General features: G+C 41.6%; 13 protein-coding genes and 1 pseudogene. 13 read left to right on the forward strand and 1 reads right to left on the reverse strand.

Features of this window, described 5'->3' with window-relative positions; genetic code table 11:
• Positions 1–116 precede the first annotated feature (116 nt).
• The 10 genes and pseudogenes from EKM82_RS06165 to EKM82_RS06215 all read left to right on the forward strand — a co-directional run bounded on the left by EKM82_RS06165 (position 117) and on the right by EKM82_RS06215 (position 11,228).
• On the forward strand, positions 117–1,154 hold the full coding sequence (locus EKM82_RS06165) for an acyltransferase (protein ID WP_125767428.1): 1,038 nt from the start codon (positions 117–119) through the stop codon (positions 1,152–1,154).
• Positions 1,155–1,176: 22 nt separating this feature from the next.
• Positions 1,177–2,406, forward strand: a complete 1,230-nt coding sequence (locus EKM82_RS06170; RefSeq protein ID WP_125767429.1) for a glycosyltransferase family 2 protein — start codon at positions 1,177–1,179, stop codon at positions 2,404–2,406.
• Between the two features lie 3 nt (positions 2,407–2,409).
• Positions 2,410–2,673, forward strand: coding sequence for a hypothetical protein (locus EKM82_RS06175; RefSeq protein ID WP_125767430.1), 264 nt, complete (start codon positions 2,410–2,412; stop codon positions 2,671–2,673).
• The gene (locus EKM82_RS06180; RefSeq protein ID WP_125767431.1) at positions 2,670–3,548 is read left to right on the forward strand and encodes a polysaccharide deacetylase family protein; all 879 of its coding nucleotides are present in this window, start codon (positions 2,670–2,672) and stop codon (positions 3,546–3,548) included. Before EKM82_RS06175 ends, EKM82_RS06180 begins: the two co-directional genes overlap by 4 nt.
• Positions 3,549–3,627: 79 nt before the next feature.
• Positions 3,628–3,843, forward strand: coding sequence for a DUF3955 domain-containing protein (locus EKM82_RS06185; protein WP_225419672.1), 216 nt, complete (start codon positions 3,628–3,630; stop codon positions 3,841–3,843).
• A gap of 1,021 nt (positions 3,844–4,864) precedes the next feature.
• Positions 4,865–5,731: pseudogene (locus tag EKM82_RS06195) on the forward strand (aminoglycoside 6-adenylyltransferase).
• Positions 5,732–6,411: 680 nt separating this feature from the next.
• Positions 6,412–7,494 (forward strand): BMP family lipoprotein, encoded by a 1,083-nt coding sequence (locus EKM82_RS06200; RefSeq protein ID WP_125767435.1) that lies wholly within the window; start codon positions 6,412–6,414, stop codon positions 7,492–7,494.
• A gap of 93 nt (positions 7,495–7,587) precedes the next feature.
• On the forward strand, positions 7,588–9,135 hold the full coding sequence (locus EKM82_RS06205) for an ABC transporter ATP-binding protein (RefSeq protein WP_125767436.1): 1,548 nt from the start codon (positions 7,588–7,590) through the stop codon (positions 9,133–9,135).
• On the forward strand, positions 9,136–10,272 hold the full coding sequence (locus EKM82_RS06210) for an ABC transporter permease (protein ID WP_125767437.1): 1,137 nt from the start codon (positions 9,136–9,138) through the stop codon (positions 10,270–10,272).
• Positions 10,272–11,228, forward strand: coding sequence for an ABC transporter permease (locus EKM82_RS06215; protein WP_125767438.1), 957 nt, complete (start codon positions 10,272–10,274; stop codon positions 11,226–11,228). The genes EKM82_RS06210 and EKM82_RS06215 overlap by 1 nt, the downstream gene beginning before the upstream one ends.
• Before the next feature lie 890 nt (positions 11,229–12,118).
• Here EKM82_RS06215 and EKM82_RS06220 read toward each other — a convergent pair.
• Positions 12,119–13,030 carry an RluA family pseudouridine synthase gene (locus EKM82_RS06220; protein ID WP_125767439.1) on the reverse strand — a complete coding sequence of 304 codons (912 nt, stop codon included), beginning with the start codon at positions 13,028–13,030 and terminating at the stop codon, positions 12,119–12,121.
• Between the two features lie 131 nt (positions 13,031–13,161).
• On the opposite strand from EKM82_RS06220, the gene EKM82_RS06225 reads away from it, so the two are divergent.
• The 3 genes from EKM82_RS06225 (at position 13,162) to EKM82_RS06235 (ending at position 16,670) form a co-directional block, all read left to right on the forward strand.
• Entirely contained in the window at positions 13,162–15,297 is a 2,136-nt protein-coding gene (locus EKM82_RS06225; RefSeq protein ID WP_125767440.1) for a PBP1A family penicillin-binding protein, read from the forward strand.
• Positions 15,298–15,309: 12 nt separating this feature from the next.
• Positions 15,310–15,654 carry a YlbF family regulator gene (locus tag EKM82_RS06230; RefSeq protein WP_125650465.1) on the forward strand — a complete coding sequence of 115 codons (345 nt, stop codon included), beginning with the start codon at positions 15,310–15,312 and terminating at the stop codon, positions 15,652–15,654.
• A 62-nt stretch (positions 15,655–15,716) separates the two neighbouring features.
• The gene (locus tag EKM82_RS06235; protein WP_125767441.1) at positions 15,717–16,670 is read left to right on the forward strand and encodes a 3'-5' exoribonuclease YhaM family protein; all 954 of its coding nucleotides are present in this window, start codon (positions 15,717–15,719) and stop codon (positions 16,668–16,670) included.
• Positions 16,671–17,135 lie beyond the last annotated feature (465 nt).

Below are 17,135 nucleotides of genomic sequence, written 5' to 3' on the forward strand. Positions count from 1 at the left end.
CGCAAGTTTTTGGGATAACATTTTGCAACTAGTACAATAAGTCCTACTTGAAAAAATTCACGATCATCAACGCGACCTTGGCGTGACTGATCGTTGATGACTAAGGGGGAAATTATTTGACCAAAACAAATTATCAACCAAATTTGGATTTAATTAGGAGTGTGGCGGTGTTATCAGTCGTCGGTGTACATTTCTTTTTAAACTCGAAATTTTATGATGAGCCAATTAATTCTTGGCAAATGATCATGATGACTGGGTTGCGAACGGCCTTGATGATTTGCGTGCCGTTGTTTATGTTATTAACCGGTTATCTGATGCACCGCAAAACTTGGTCGGATGGCTACTATTTGAAGGTTATCCCGACAGTTAAAATATATTTGCAAGCATCAGTCGTGATCTTTTTATTCCGAAGGTTTTTCTTAGCCGAAAGATTAACGATCAACGACGGCCTTCATGGCATCTTAGATTTCTCAACTGCACCATATGCTTGGTATGTGGAAATGTATTTAGGCCTGTTTCTGTTAATTCCGTTTTTAAACGCTATTTGGCAGTATTATGATCAGAAATTTCAGCGCCAGTTAATCACGGCCACGTTTGCATTATTATGTATTTTGCCGACTTTGTTTAATTCTTTCGGTAAGTTGCTGCCAGATTTTTGGCAGGGGATGTATCCATTGGCTTATTACTTTGCTGGTGCTTATCTCGGCGAATATCAAGCCGATCTCCGTAAGTTACCGGTGGCCTGGCCGTTGCTGGTGGTGATGATCATCAATTGGTCAGTAAATTTAAACCATAGCTATGGTCAGATTTTCAAATGGGAAGATTTCAATGATTATTTTAGTTATCAGCAGTATTTCTTCGGTATTTTAGTTTTTATGGCCTTATTACGGTTGAAAATGAAACCGTGGTTAATTCGGCTAACGCGGTTTATTTCTAAATATGCGTTACAAGTTTATTTACTCTCGTTTATCTTTGATCAACTTTTTTATCCGTTGCTGAAGCGAGCAGTACCACAAGTAAATCAAGAGCTTTATTATTTTCCAATGATGGTGATCGGTGTGTTTGGGGCCGCCTTAGCCTTAGCTTGGATCGTAACACAGCTTTTTTCAGGATTGGCACGTCTTATACATAAGCTTTGGTCACACCAGCTTTAGTAAATTATTGGGGAGGCAGTCGATGGCTGATTTGATTGATCTTTGTTTTAATTTGTTTGAAACTTTTTATCCAGTCGTAATGTCACTATTTTGGATTGTGGGGAGTTTATTTTATTATTTCCAAATGACGAAGCGCCAAGAACGATTGGCAGCAATTACTGATTTTCCTGGCGTTAGCGTGATTGTGGCGGCGCATAATGAATTGGCCACCTTAGCAGAAACCGTGGCGGCAATTGCCAAATTTGATTACCAACGTTATGAATTGATTTTAGTCGATGATTGTAGTGATGACGGCACACCTGAATTAATTGAGCAGTTGCGGGCCCAATATCAAGGCCAGTTAGTGATCCGAGCAATTTTGCTGAATCAGAATCGGGGGAAGGCGCATGCACTGAATAAAGCCCGCGGGATCGCCAATTATGATTACTACTATGTGATCGATGCTGATTCGTTACCTTTTCCCGATTCGTTAACTCATTTAATGCGGCGGATGTTAAGCGACACCAAGTTAGGTGCGGTAACTGGAAATCCGATTGTTCGTAATCGCAGCACGCAATTGGCCCGCTTACAAACGTTGGAATACATGGGCATCATTAACAATATTAAGCGCAGTCAGGATTTCTGGCTGGGCCGGATTACCACGGTTTCTGGTGTGATGGTCGTTTACCGGAAAAAAGCGCTAGAAACGTTAGGCGGTTGGAACGAGCGGGTGATGACCGAAGATATTGATGCGACCTGGCATTTATATCGTCGTGGTTGGCGTGTGGGGTATCAAGCGGACGCTTACACTTATATTTTGGTGCCGGAAAGTGTGCGCGGTTTGTATCGGCAACGTTTGCGCTGGGCGGTTGGCGGTCTGGAAGTGATGCAAACTAATTTGCATGAATTTCGCCAGTTCGGTTGGGCGGAAAAGCTGATGCTGAGTGAAATGCTGATTAGCCATTTGTGGGCTTGGTGTTTTATTATTTCAACGCTCCAGTATTTGGTGATTGGTTGGTTTGGCGAATCCTGGGTTAAGCTAAATGGTCAAATTATTTTGATTTATTTATTAACGGGATTATTGACCTTCTTTGTCGGCAAATTAACCGCACGACAGCAATTTAAGTTTAGTTTTAATGATAGTCTATTATTACCGTTTTACTTCTTTTTCTATTGGATTCTTAATTTAATCACTGCTTTGGCTTCAGAATTTGTGATCGTCTTTGGCAAAACCAATCAAGGACGTTGGCAAGCTTCAGATCGGGGGAAATAATTCATGACAGATCAAACGATTATTCGTAAAAAAGTACCAGCAACCGCGTTTTACCAGCCACTAAATGTTTTTTTAGCGCTTGTTTTATTGGGATTATTGGCCATTGTCTTGGCGGCGATTGCGAAGATATATACGGATGGTTTGGTGACCTTATATGTCTTATTTAATTTTGACGGTTTCTATATGGCCCGTTTAGGCAAAGAGTTATTGGCCGCTTTTGGCATCTTAACTTTAGCTGGAGTGATTCGTTTGCGGGTGATTCAGTGAAGCGGCGTTTAATTTATTTAGGACTATTATTGATCATCGGCATATTTGGTTTCTTCGAGGTGAATCGGACCGGGCAAACCATTCGTGAGAGTCAAGCGGCGAAGCCCACGTATGCTTATGATAATCTCCGCCAAAATTCCGAAGATGGGATTGCGGTCTTGTGTTATCATCGGGTCTTAAATAATACGAAAACAGTCAAGTTAAGCCGCTATTTAAGTGGTGATGAGCAGCTGCATATGTTTAATGTGCCTTTAGATCAGTTTGCCGCGCAAATGAAATACTTGAAAACGCAGCGAGTTAAAGTCATTTCGATTGCGGAAATGTTGGCCTTAATCAAACAAGGCCCAATTAAAGGTAAGTATGTGGTGATTACGTTCGATGATATTGATCGGAGTTTGCTGGACAATGCGCTGCCAATCTTGCAGGAATATCAGTTTCCTTTTACGGCTTTCGTGGTGACTGGGATGACTTCCTACTATATAGATGGCTCCCAAATGGCTTCTTGGGACCAAATCGGTGAAATTGCCGCTTTACCTGGCGCCACCATTGGGCTGCATACCCATGATCAGCATTATCAGATTGATGGCCAGCCCATTTTAGCAAAAACAAATCAGTTGCCGGCTTTTAAAAAGGATTATCGCAAAAGTCAGCAACTGATTGCCCATAAAATTTTGGCGGCGCCAGCCCAGTATTTCGCCTATCCTTATGGTCAAACCAATCAACCTTTATCAGATTATATGATGCGTGATGGTATTCAGGCTATTTTCACCCTAGACGGTGGCATCGTTACGGCTAAATCTGATTTGGCAACTTTGCCACGGTATGTGGTCAACCAGCATTCCTGGCGCAATATTCAGCATTGGCTCCAGTCGTGACAAAGTTGTTCGCTGAAACCATGGTCAAATCCGGTTAGCTCTGTTAAGCTCAAGTTAAAAAGATGAGGTTGGGTGAATCATGAAGAAATTTATTGGACCTTTGAGCTTAGTTTTAATTGCCTTGGTACTACCATGGTGGGGCACCAGCTGGACTTATGTTGATCACCAAGGGATTGTTCATGAGCCGGGGTTCTACACAATTCCTGTGGCGGAACTGCTAGTTTTGATTGCGGCGATTTGGTCCGGTTATCTACTCTGGCGTCGCCATCAGTTAAAAAAACATCAACAATCATAATTGCTAATACTGTCTTGTTCTTCGTAATTGAAGCGCGAGACGGTTTTTTTGTTTTCCCGCAATTATTTGTGGTGGTAAGTTCAAAAGCTAAATCGTGTGAAGGGGATAAAACAGAATCGATTCCAACTCCATTACGGGCTTGCTGGTTGTGAAACGCTGCCGGCATTGATTTGAACCAATTTGAAGCTATAATTCAAAACCGTTAAATCCTGATTGTGGTGTTGAAGCAGAACTGGTTCTGACTGCATTGCGGGCTGCTTGTCGTGGAACGCGGCCGACACTGATCTGAGCCAATTACAGACCAAATTGTCTCAGATACAGGTCTTATTGTAAGTGCTAAAGCACTAACAATAATTTGGCGGCTGACGACAAGATCCCTCCATTCCGTCTGGAGTTGAGGTAGTTCACTTTAACTTTGTTAGTGGTTAAGGCCATTTTAGTAGGACTAATCAACTTGATTTGAATTGTTATCATACTTGAATAGTCGTATCAAAAGAGCTCGTTTGACGTTTCTCTGGTTTTATCCAGAAAGGTTATCAAACGAGCTGATTAGTTTATAACGATCTGCTTTTCTAAATAGTGGTAATCAGTTTTGCTAGTTTACACAGGTGGTTGCTGGACGATTGGTATCTAACTTTACTAGTTTTGACTTGATATCGACCAAATATAAAGTGGACCAATCTAGCTCAAAACGCAGTGGAGGCCGCCGGGGTGTCAGTCGCCAAATTCTTCTTGCCGCTTTAGCGGTTAGAAGAAGACCTGTATTTGAGATTGTTGCGTAGCAATAAGCTCAAATCAGTGTCGGCAACGTTCCACAACCCGCCGGCCGCAACGGAGTTGTCTGTTATTCTGTCTAAAACCAACTAAAGATTCTTATTATTAGGCCCCGGCCATTCCAACTAAGAAACGACTAACCCAAAATCCTAGTTGCAATAAAAAAAATAGAAAAAGTAAGCGTTTTTCAACACAACTAGTCATTAAACCGCTAAAATGAATTTAGATGTTTTTGGAGGTTTAATGATTGCATAAACGTAGTGAAGCAGAAATGTGGGCGTTAATTCGTCAGGTAGCACAAGAACTAGGCGTTGTTCAAGCAATGGCCTTGAATGGCTCACGGGCCAATCCTCAGGTGGTGCCTGATCAATTTCAGGATTTTGATATTGTTTATTTCGTGCCTGATGAAGCGATGGAACCACTGTTAACTGATCGATAATGGTTGGATCAATTTGGACCGCGAGTGGTTATGCAGGCGCCTGGTGATTTTGATCGTCAGCCGGATTATCAACATAAATATAACTTAATGATGTTGTTTACTGATGGTAATCGTCTTGATTTAGGATTATGTCCTTTAAGTGGGATTGCTGATTGGGCGGCCGATGACCCGGTTGCGCAAATTCTAGCTGATCCCCAACATTTATTACCGACTAATTTGCAACACTCTGACCAGATTTATTGGACGACAGCACCTTCAGCTCAAGCTTTTCGTAATTGTTGTAATGAGTTTTGGTGGGTGACTCCCTATGTGGTTAAAGGGCTGCAGCGTCATGAAGTCTTCTTTGCCACTGATCATAGCTATCAGGTTTGTTTACAGGAATTGCGGCGTCTGCTGGATTGGCAGGTTGCTGCCCAAGCAGGGTACCAGCTCAATCTCGGCAAAAACGATAAATATCTTTGGGCCCATTTAACACCTGCCTTGCAAAGTCAATTGCAGGTAGGCTTAGATTTATCGTCTGAAACGCAGATTGCTAAAGGTTTAGTGCAATTAAATCAGACCTTTGATCAACAAGCCCGGCTGTTTGCCAGTGCTCAGGGGTTTGATTACGACACTGAAGAGGCAACAGCGGTTCAACAGTATGTCCACCAAAATCTAGCAGCTTTGCTAAAGTAAGCCCGTGCTTGCACACTAACTGCACATGCCAAACTTTGATCTAATAGGGTTTTAAGTAATTCAAAATTAACGTTGCTCACCATTTTATAAATTGGAACGTATTACTTAGAAAAATGTTCGGATTTTGAAACAAAGTGGTTGACCTCGGTAATAGAAAGCGCTATCATAATGTTACAGACATCACTCAACATTCACAATTTGCTGATGAACCGGCTTGAATGTTAAAACGGTTACTCATTTTGGACCGCTTGTCTAAATTTGTTATTTAATTGTAAAAAAAAGACTCTTAATTTTGCGAAATATCGTGTATACTAGTTACTAATAACTTTTGTTAATCAACTGTTTTAGACTATCTTTAAATTAGTTGAATGTTAGAATTAGAAATTAATAACGGAACTATTTTTAGTTGAGCCTAATTCGTTTCCAAGATTTTAAATCGGAAATAATCGCCATTTAATTTGCAAATTGCTGATTGATTTTTGTTTGACAAAAGCTAACATTTCTGGTACTTTTGATAAAGATTGTTCGTACATTGCTGACTTTTAGTAACGTACTTTTCCCGAGTCAATTCGACGACTCCGCACCTGAGTTATATCTCCTAACGTAACTCACTTAATTAATTCGGTTTCAATAATCACTAAACGGTTATTAGACAAACTTTTTTAGGAGGGCTTTAGGTAATGAAGAAGGCAAAGATTTTCACCATGGGTATTTTAGCGGCGGCAGTTGTGCTATCACTGTCAGCTTGTGCAGGTAAGAAATCCGGAACTAGTAACTCTGGTTCAAGCAAGACAACCAAGAACACGGTAGCCTTGATCACGGATACTGGTGGTGTTGATGACCGTTCGTTCAACCAATCAGCATGGGAAGGATTACAAAAATGGGGTAAGGAACATGACCTCAAACGTGGTAATTCTGGTTTCCAATATTTCCAATCAGATAACGAATCATCATACATTCCTAATATTGATCAAGCAACTCAAGCTGGGTTCAAGACAATCTTTGGGATTGGTTACAAGTTGAAGGATGCCATCAAGCAATCGGCGAAGAAAGATCCTAAGACTAACTTTGTTATCATTGATGATAGTATTGATGGTGTTAAGAACGTTGTTTCGGCAACATTCAAGGATAACGAATCTTCATACCTTGCAGGTGTAGCAGCAGCGTACACAACTAAGACTAATACCGTTGGTTTCATCGGTGGTGTTAAGGGTGACGTTATTGACCGTTTCGATGCTGGTTACACTGAAGGTGTTAAAGCCGGTGCTAAGGAATTAGGTAAGGATATTAAGATCATTAATCAATACGCTGGTGATTTCAGTGCTCCTGATAAGGGTAAATCGATTGCTCAAGGGATGTACCAACAAGGCGCTGACATTATCTTCCATGCTTCCGGTGCAACTGGTAATGGTGTCTTCCAAGAAGCCAAATCAATTAACCAAGCCGGCACTAAGAAAGTTTGGGTTATCGGGGTTGACCGTGACCAAACTGCCGAAGGTAAATACAAGACTAAAGATGGCAAATCAGCCAACTTCACTTTGACTTCAACACTTAAGGGTGTTGGGACAGTTACTGAAGACTTAGCAAACTTAGCCATGAAGGATAAATTCCCTGGTGGCAAGCACATGATCTACGGTTTGAAAGATGATGGTGTTGGTTTAACTAAAGGTCAACTTTCAAGCAAGGCGCAAACAGCAGTTGATGCCGCTAAGCAAGATATTATTGATGGTAAAGTTAAAGTTTCAGAACATCCAGCAAAATAACAGCGATCAATTGATGACGACATTTGCTCCTTGCTCAGATAGCTGGGCAAGGAGCATTTTTCGTAAGCGATTGAGAGAGAAAGTGAGGTAACAATGACTAATCCAGAAGAATATGTCATTGAAATGCGAAAAATTACCAAAGCTTTTGGTAGTTTTAAAGCAAATGATCAAGTTGATTTAAAGGTCCGCAAAGGCGAAATTCATGCCTTGCTCGGCGAAAACGGTGCCGGCAAATCGACTTTGATGAATGTGTTATCCGGGTTGTTGGAGCCAACATCCGGCCAGATTTATCTTAATGGTCAACCAGTGCAAATTGACAGTCCTAATACTGCAAATCGTCTTGGTATTGGGATGGTTCACCAACATTTTATGTTGGTTGATGCCTTTACGGTTACTGAGAATATTATTCTTGGTAGTGAGCCGAACCGTGGTGGTGTTATTAACCTGCAACAAGCGCAAAAAGAAATTCAAGAGCTTTCTGATCGCTACCAATTAGATGTTGATCCAACAGCACGGATTAGTGACATCTCTGTGGGGATGCAGCAACGTGTTGAAATTTTAAAGACCCTTTATCGGGGCGCCAATATTTTGATTTTTGATGAACCAACTGCTGTCTTAACGCCTCAAGAAATCGACGAATTGATCGCCATTATGAAGGGCTTAGTCGCGGAAGGTAAATCAATTATCCTGATTACCCACAAATTGGACGAAATTCGTCATGCTGCAGATCGTTGTACTGTTATTCGGCGGGGGAAGAGTATTGATACAGTGGATGTTGCTGGCACGACCAGTGAAGAACTAGCCGAAATGATGGTTGGTCACAGTGTTGTTTTCAATATTCCTAAAGAACCCGCTAAAATCGGGGCGCCAATTCTAAGTGTTAAAGATCTTCATGTTAATGAAAATCGTGGTATTCCTGCAGTTAAAGGTGTTAATTTTGAGGTTCATGCTGGTGAAATTCTTGGTGTCGCCGGAATTGACGGTAATGGTCAGTCCGAGTTAATCGAAGCATTAACGGGACTGCGTAAAGTTGTCAGTGGCGATATTCAAATTAAGAACCAGGATTTAACCAATGCCCCAGTCCGTAAAATTACGGAAACTGGTGTGGCCCATGTGCCTGAAGATCGGCAGAAGTATGGCTTGGTTCTACAATTGACTTTAGCTGAGAACTTAGCTTTGCAAACTTATTATCGCGCTCCATTAAGTAATCACGGTTTCCTTGATTATTCAAAAATGCGGGAACATGCTAAACGTTTGATTAAAGAATATGATATTCGGACGACTAACGAACAATTGCCAGCGGGTGAGTTATCTGGTGGTAACCAACAAAAGGCAATTATTGCTCGCGAATTGGATCGCGATGCTGATTTGATTATTGTTTCGCAACCAACACGTGGTTTGGACGTTGGTGCCATTGAATATATTCATCGCCAATTGATCAATCAGCGTGATGCTGGCAAGGCAGTCTTATTAGTTAGTTTTGAATTAGATGAAATTATGAATTTATCTGATCGAATTATTGTTTTACATGATGGCAAAATTGCTGGTGAAGTTCGTCCAGAAACAACTAGCGAACAAGAATTAGGCTTATTAATGGCTGGTTCTCACGCCAAAACAGCCAGTGAAACGGAGGGGAATTAGATGCTAAAAGTTAGTCAACGAACTCGTCAAATTTTAGTACCATTAATTTCAATCTTAGCTGGTTTCTTAATTGGCGCGATTGTGATGTTGATTTTCAGTTATTCACCATTACAAGCTTACGGCTCGATGATCAAAGGTTCCCTTGGTACCATGGCCAGCATTGGTGAAACTTTGCGGCAAGCAACGCCTTTAATTTTCACCGCTTTAGGTTTTTCGATTGCCAATTCAGCTGGTTTCTTCAACATTGGTCTTTCTGGTCAGGCACTAGCTGGCTGGGTCGGCAGTGTTTGGGTTGCGTTAGCTTTTCCTAATTTACCAACATTTATTTTATTACCACTTGCTATTATCGTTGGTGCAGCTGCTGGTGCTTTAATGGGTGCTATTCCTGGATTTTTACGGGCTTTCTTCGGCACTAGTGAAGTTATTGTCACCATCATGTTGAACTATGTCATGCTCTATTCAAGTACTTATATGATGCAAAGCGTGATGCCTAAGAGCTTCCGAGTTAGTCAAGATGCGACTAAAACAATTTCATCCCATGCCACTTTACACGTGAACTGGCTCAGCAATATGTTTGGCGGTTCGCGGGTGCACTTTGGCTTGTTCTTAGCATTGATTGCTTTGGTCGTTGTGTGGATGATCATGAAGAAGACCACGCTAGGTTTCGAAATTCGTTCAGTGGGGTTAAACCCATATGGTTCTGAATATGCGGGGATGAGTAGTAAAAAGACCATTATTATGTCAATGGTTCTTTCTGGTACTTTAGCTGGTTTAGGTGGTGTTATGGAAGGCTTGGGTACTTACCAAAACTTCTTTATTCAAACCGCTTCGTTATCAATCGGTTTCGACGGGATGGCCGTTTCCTTATTAGGTAGCGGTAGTGCTTTAGGTATCCTGCTCTCAGCCTTATTGTTCAGTGTCCTTAAAATTGGTGGTTTAGGTATGCAAACTGGTGCCGGCGTGCCATTTGAAATTGTTAATATCGTGATTGCCAGCATTATTTTCTTCGTGGCAATTGACTATGTGATTGGCTTACTTTTCAAACAAAAGAAAGCTGAAAAAGCAATTCCAGAAACGCCGATTGCTGTTGAAACAACCGAAATCAAGCAAGATGAACAAGAAGGGGGTCGGTTATAATGAACTGGGTTAGTATGCTAGCTTTAATTGTTTCTGCCACCTTAGTTTATTCCACACCGTTGATTTTTACGGCTTTAGGCGGCACTTTCTCTGAACGCGGCGGGATCGTTAACGTCGGTTTGGAAGGCATCATGGTAATGGGTGCTTTCAGTTCGGTTATCTTTAACTTGACCTTTGCTGATACTTTTGGTGCGGCGACGCCTTGGTTAGCTGCTTTAGTTGCCGGCATCGTTGGTGTTGTTTTCTCCTGTATTCATGCGGTAGCAACGATTAATTTCCGCGCTGACCATATTATCAGTGGGACAGTTATTAATTTATTGGCCCCAGCGTTAAGTGTTTTCTTAGTCAAAGCGATTTACGCTAAAGGACAAACTGATAATATTGCCCAAAACTTCGGTTATTTCACTTTTCCAGGATTAGCTAAGATTCCGGTTTTAGGACCAATTTTCTTTAAAGATACGTCATTGATGGCTTATATCGCGATCGTGGTTGCCTTTATCGCTTATTGGGTGATGTTCAAAACCAAATTCGGTTTACGGTTGCGTTCCGTCGGTGAAAATCCCCAGGCTGCAGATACATTAGGAATTAATGTGTATCGTTATCGTTATGCTGGCGTCTTATTGTCTGGTTTCCTTGGTGGTATTGGTGGCGCGATTTTTGCCCAATCTATCGCCGGCAACTTCTCAGTCGGGACAATTGTTGGTCAAGGTTATATTTCGATGGCCGCAATGATCTTTGGTAAGTGGAATCCAATTGGTGCCATGGGTGCGGCTTTATTCTTTGGCTTTGCGCAAAGTCTAAGTATTATTGGCGCCCAATTACCAGGAATTTCCTCAATTCCATCAGTTTATCTGCAAATTGCACCTTATATTTTAACTATTGTGGTATTGGTATTGTTCTTAGGTAAAGCCGTTGCCCCTAAGGCTGATGGTACCAACTACATTAAGTCTAAATAGTCGTTATTATTGAATATTTAAAAAGACGTTACGCCGAAGATAAGCATCTTCGCGGTAACGTCTTTTTTTGTTCTGTCTCAGAAAGTGGGTAAATCAAGGGACTTGGACGACTAGTTGGATATTGATTTGGTCGCGGCATAGTTGAAAACGGCAGGGGCCCAGCGATTCTATGGGCGTGGAACATGGTGGGCATTGATTTGAGCTTAAACTAGTTTTAGACAGAATAGTGGACAACTCCGTTGCGGCCGGCGGGTTGTGGAACGCTGCCGACGCTGATTGAAGCCTTTCTGCGAAAGTCTCCAATACAGGTCTTCTTCTAACTGCTAAAGCAGCAAGAAGAATTTGGCGGCTGACAACCCGGCGGCCTCCACTGCGTTTTGAGTTAATTTTAGCCATTTTAGATTTGGTTGATCTCAAGGCAATACTAGCAAAGGTAGACAACAATCGCTCAGCAATCACCTAATTAAATTAATACAATTGAGCACTGCTACTTGGCCGAACCAGATTTTGGTATTATAAAAACGATGTGACAATCTCTACTGAAAAATAGAGTTGTCACACCGTTTTTTTGCTATTCAACTGTTGTTACTGATTGAATTGAGTTAATGAATCCTACTAGCATTGCCTTAAACACTAAAAATTGTGCAATGAACCAAATCAACTCCAGACGGAATGGAGGGATCTTGGCGTCAGCCGCCAAATTATCGTTGGTGCTTTAGCACTTACGATAAGGCTTGTATTTGAGATTGTTGCGCAGCAATAAGCTCAAATCAATGCCGGCCGCGTTCCACGCCAAGCAGCCCGGAATGGAGTCAAAACTGGCTCTGTTTTACCGTCTTTATCAGGTTTTAAGGATTTTGAACTTCAACTCATAAATAATATCTGCCAGCTTAAATCTTATTTTGAGCCAACTCCTTATTAATCATTGCTGCTCTAGGAAAATAGTCAGGCAAGGGTGCTAGCACCGTGACTGGCTCGCCAGTAAAAGGTTGCTTAAAGAATAATTGGTAACCATGCAACAACATTTTTTGGTCCGGCATCGCAGTGGGGTTATAGAGCGGGTCGCCGACAATTGGTAATTGCAACGCTGCTAAATGCACGCGGATTTGGTGAGTTCGGCCAGTCAATAAGTGGAGGTGGATCAATGCCTGTTGCTGATCCTGCTGAAGAATCTGGTATTGGGTGCGGGCATTTTGGCCTGCCTGCCAATCGATTTTGCGTTTTCGCTGATCAGTATCGTCCCGACCAATCGGTAAGTTGATTTCACCGCTATCAGCTAAGGGCTCAGTTCGTAGCTTTGTTACCCAAGCCAAATAATCACGGCCCATCGTTTTTTGACTGAGCTCTCGATCAAGGATTGGCACCACGACCGGTGTTTTAGCAACTAGGAGGGCACCGCTAGTTTGTTCATCGATTCGATGCACCATTAAAGGCGGCACGGCAAGTTGCTGGGTCAAAATATTTAACACTGTTCCAGTTTCCGCAGTTCGATTGGGGTGGCTTTTGATACCGGCTGGTTTATTGATCACCAGTAAATCATCATTTTCATAAATAATTGGTAACGCGCCTGCGCTTGGTAAATAGGTTTGCGCTTGATTGGCTAAGAAAGAAAAATCTAGAGAAATGGTATCTTGGCCATAAACGGGCAAATGGAATGATCGATAGACACCGTTGACCAAAATCTTCTGTTCGATTCGTAGAAAATGCTGCCATTTTTTTGGAATTAACCAGCTTTGTAGCAATTGCCGCACGGTCCGCGGCTTAAAATCAGCGGGTAAAATAAAGACGAATTTTGTTTTCAAAAACAGGACCTACCTGACTTGATCTGTAAGATTTTTATCCGATTGAAAGCATAAAAAATAATTAAATGCGTCGTTGGCCTGATGGCAGCCATTAAATCCATGGTAAAATATGACTAATGGTGGTAGATAAAATGAAACGTGAGCAGACAACGCGGGCAAGCCGCAGTCAGAATGCAACGACGCAGCAACCTAAAAAACATTCTAATCGATTTTGGACCAATTTTAAAGCTTGGTGGCATCGCTGGGAGTTGACCCGCTGGTTGATTGCCGTCTTTTTAACGGCTTTTTTAATGATGTCGACCTTTTTTATTGTTAAGGCCAAAACGGCTGATGTCGATAATCTTAAGGCAACTTTGAAAACAACCACGACGGTGTTAGACCGTAAAAACGAAAGTGCCGGGAATTTATATGCCCAAAAAGGAACCTTCGTGGAGCTGACCGGTATTTCTAAGAACATTCAGAATGCCGTTATTTCAACTGAAGACCGAAGTTTCTACAAAAATCCCGGCTTCAGTGTTAAGGGGATTCTCCGTTCCGCAGTAGGTTACGTGATTCATCATGGTCAAATCACCGGTGGTGGTAGCACAATCACCCAGCAGCTAGCCAAAAATATGTTGTTGACTCAGCGGCAAGCGTTAAGTCGTAAAGTTTCGGAATTGTATTTGGCCGTCGAAATCAATCGAGTCTATAGCAAGGCTGATATTTTAACGATGTATTTGAATAATGCTTATTTCGGTAATGGTATTTGGGGTGTTCAAGATGCGTCACAGCGATATTTCGGCTGCGATGCCAGTCAAGTTACCGCTGCCCAAGGCGCAACTTTGGCAGCGATGCTCCGCAATCCCACGTTCTATGACCCAATTAAGCAGAAATCAAATAATGTTAGTCGCCGTAATTTGATTTTGGATTTGGAAACTCAGACCGGCGATTTAACGGCGGCTCAAGCGGCCACAGCGAAAAAAGATGAGTTGACCATTGTCAATAATTATCAGCAAAGTAGCAGTTATCGCTATCCATATTATTTCGATGCCGTTATTAATGAGGCTATTAATGAATATCATCTGTCTGAAAGTGATGTTTTAAATAAGGGTTATAAGATTTACACGAGTCTCGATCAGAAATATCAAACCCAAATGCAGGCTGCGTACAATCAAGATTGGGCTTTTCCAGCCAATGCTAGTGACGGCACCATGGCTCAATCTGGATCTGTGGCAGTCGACCCTAAGACCGGTGGTGTCTTAGCAGTTGTTGGTCGCCGTGGTGATCACTCTTTCCGCAGTTATAATTATGCGACGATGATCAAGCGCCAGCCTGGGTCCACAATCAAGCCCCTGGCAGTTTATGCGCCGGCCTTGGCTAACGGCTACCATTATGATTCGACTTTAAAAGATGAAGATATGACGTTCGGCAAAAACAATTATCATCCGACTAACGCCAATAACCAGTATTTAGGTAAAGTACCAATGTATGAGGCTCTGGCCCAAAGTATTAATTTACCAGCAGTTTGGTTGTTGGACCAAATCGGTGTGAATAAAGGCGTCAGCTCGGTCGAAAATTTTGGGATCAAAGTCCCAGAGAACGACCGTAATTTGGCTTTAGCTCTAGGTGGTTTGGAAACCGGGGTTTCGCCAATTCAGATGGCCCAAGCTTATACAGCTTTTGCTAATCAAGGTAAGATGACGACGACTCATTTTATTACTAAGATTGTTGATGCGACCGGTGCGGTAATTGTCGATAATACTAAAACCAAGGAACATACCGTCCTTAGTCAAAAGAATGCCAAAGTCATGACCAGTATGTTGCTCGGCGTCTTCAATGAAGGGACAGGGCAAACCGCTAAACCAAATGGCTATGCTGTCGCTGGTAAAACCGGTAGTACTGAAGTGCCTAGCAGTTATGGCTACGGCACCAAGGATCAGTGGGTTGTTGGCTATACACCTGACATTGTAGTGGCGACGTGGGTTGGTTTTGATAAAACTGATCAGAATCATTTCTTGCAGGGAACAAGTGTGCAGGGGGTCGCGCCAATTTTCAAACTGGAGATGGAGAACATTCTGCCTTATACCGATCAAACTAGTTTTGGCACTAATGATGCAGCGACAATTGCCAAGCAGAATTCTGAATCTAGTGTGGGCAGTAGTGACTGGTTCGATGATATTGGTTCCGGTGTTAACGACGCCGTAGAAAAAGCGAAAGATGGACTCGGCAATGCCAAAAATACCATTGATCAATGGTATAATAATGTAAAAGGCCTATTTGGCCAATAAAGGAGAATACTAATGACAGTCAACGTTTATGATAACGCTAACGAAATGGCAGCAGCACTACGCCAAACCGACCAATATAATGCTTTGAAGGGTGCTTTTACGAAAATGAAAGCTGATCCAATTGCTTATGGTTTGTTCCAACAAATGCAAAAATTACAAGGTGAATTGGAACAAAAACAAATGGCCGGCACCCAAATTGGTGACGACGATATTCAAAGTATGCGTGATTTAAGTGATAAGTTAATGAAAATTGACGTGATGACGGAATTGATGAATAGCGAACGTGCCATGAATCAATTAATGGACGAAATGAACCAAATCGTTTCCAAGCCAATCACTGATTTATATCACGACTAATATTAGTTTAGGTTAAACAATTTCAGTCGAATAATCGATAGTTTTTCAAAGGAGGTTAATTTTTGTCTACACAATTAGCCGATAGTAAGAATGGCGAATCCCTGAATTTGGTTGTTTTAATTAAACATGCCGAAGTACGGGTCGCAAAAAATGGTAAGAAATTTATTTCGTTAACCTTCCAGGACCAATCGGACACGATTTCTGGTATGTTTTGGGATGCTCAGGATGCCGATATTCAACTGTTCACCACTGGTAAAATTGTTCATTTAAGTGGTCAACGTGAGACCTATAATGGCCAAGCGCAAGTGAAAATCAGTGGCCTAAAATTGGCTGATCCTAGTGAAGGCTTACAAGTAGGTCAATTTGTTAAGCAGGCACCAATGACAGCTGAGCAAATGGCAACGGTGATCAACCAGGAAGTTTTCAATATTGATAACGCCAAGTGGAATCGAATTGTCCGCTTCTTGTTGCAGAAACATCAAGATACGTTCTATCAACATCCAGCTGCTAAAAGCAATCATCATGATTTCACTGGTGGCCTGGCTTTCCATACTTTGAGTATGATGCGTTTGGCCAAGGCTATTAGCCAGCAGTATGATCAAGTGAATTATGCTTTGCTATTATCTGGGGTGTTACTTCATGACCTTGGCAAAACGATTGAATTAAGTGGCCCAGTTGGTACGGAATATACTTTGGCCGGTAATTTGATTGGCCATATTGTTCTGATTGACGAAGAAATTGTTGAAGCTTGTCAAAGCTTAAACATTGATCCCGCTGATGAAGATGTCATGTTGTTGCGCCATATGATTTTGGCCCACCATGGGTTATTGGAGTATGGTTCACCAGAACGGCCTAAATTATTAGAGGCAGAAATCTTGCATCATATTGATGAACTGGATGCATCTATCAATATGATTACTAAAGCACTGCAGAAAACAGCACCAGGTGACTTTAGTGAGAAAATTTTCGGGTTGGATAATCGTAGATTTTATCAACCAACCATTAATCAGAAATAATTTTATTAATCATCAAGCCATGAGTTCATCTTAGTGGCTTGATGATTTTTTTATGATTATCAAGTTGATTTTGGAGTGGTTGTAGCGAAATGAAATAGAAAAGTTGAAAAAAGTTTTTATTCAGTGCCTGTTTTGAAGCCTATGATCATAGGTAATTGACTAGTGATTCATGCCAAACTTATTTATTAAGTTCAATTAAGTCAGTTTTACTTAAATTTTCCCTTGTACAAAGTCAAGATAGTTGCTATACTAGTCAAGCACGCGTGATTAAGAAGTTCTTTTAAAGCCGACAGCATTTGCTTATCGATTAGATGAGTTGAAAATAGTTCTTGACTTTGAAGAATGTGCGTGATATATTAATTGAGTTGCTGTTACAACGACAACAACTTGGTAGATCTTTGAAAACTGAACAAAGTTTCGAAAATGTGCAGGGCTCATAACAACTTCGGTTGTTGTGATCAAGTA

Source organism: Lapidilactobacillus wuchangensis (assembly GCF_003946645.1).
GTDB classification, from domain to species: domain Bacteria; phylum Bacillota; class Bacilli; order Lactobacillales; family Lactobacillaceae; genus Lapidilactobacillus; species Lapidilactobacillus wuchangensis.

What these genes read in the sequence shown, in the direction of transcription:
- EKM82_RS06230 (WP_125650465.1), top strand. Translation starts at nt 15,310, where the DNA reads ATGACAGTCAACGTTTATGATAACGCTAACGAAATGGCAGCAGCACTA.
- EKM82_RS06170 (WP_125767429.1), top strand. Translation starts at nt 1,177, where the DNA reads ATGGCTGATTTGATTGATCTTTGTTTTAATTTGTTTGAAACTTTTTAT.
- EKM82_RS06185 (WP_225419672.1), top strand. Translation starts at nt 3,628, where the DNA reads ATGAAGAAATTTATTGGACCTTTGAGCTTAGTTTTAATTGCCTTGGTA.
- EKM82_RS06210 (WP_125767437.1), top strand. Translation starts at nt 9,136, where the DNA reads ATGCTAAAAGTTAGTCAACGAACTCGTCAAATTTTAGTACCATTAATT.
- EKM82_RS06215 (WP_125767438.1), top strand. Translation starts at nt 10,272, where the DNA reads ATGAACTGGGTTAGTATGCTAGCTTTAATTGTTTCTGCCACCTTAGTT.
- EKM82_RS06175 (WP_125767430.1), top strand. Translation starts at nt 2,410, where the DNA reads ATGACAGATCAAACGATTATTCGTAAAAAAGTACCAGCAACCGCGTTT.
- EKM82_RS06225 (WP_125767440.1), top strand. Translation starts at nt 13,162, where the DNA reads ATGAAACGTGAGCAGACAACGCGGGCAAGCCGCAGTCAGAATGCAACG.
- EKM82_RS06200 (WP_125767435.1), top strand. Translation starts at nt 6,412, where the DNA reads ATGAAGAAGGCAAAGATTTTCACCATGGGTATTTTAGCGGCGGCAGTT.
- EKM82_RS06205 (WP_125767436.1), top strand. Translation starts at nt 7,588, where the DNA reads ATGACTAATCCAGAAGAATATGTCATTGAAATGCGAAAAATTACCAAA.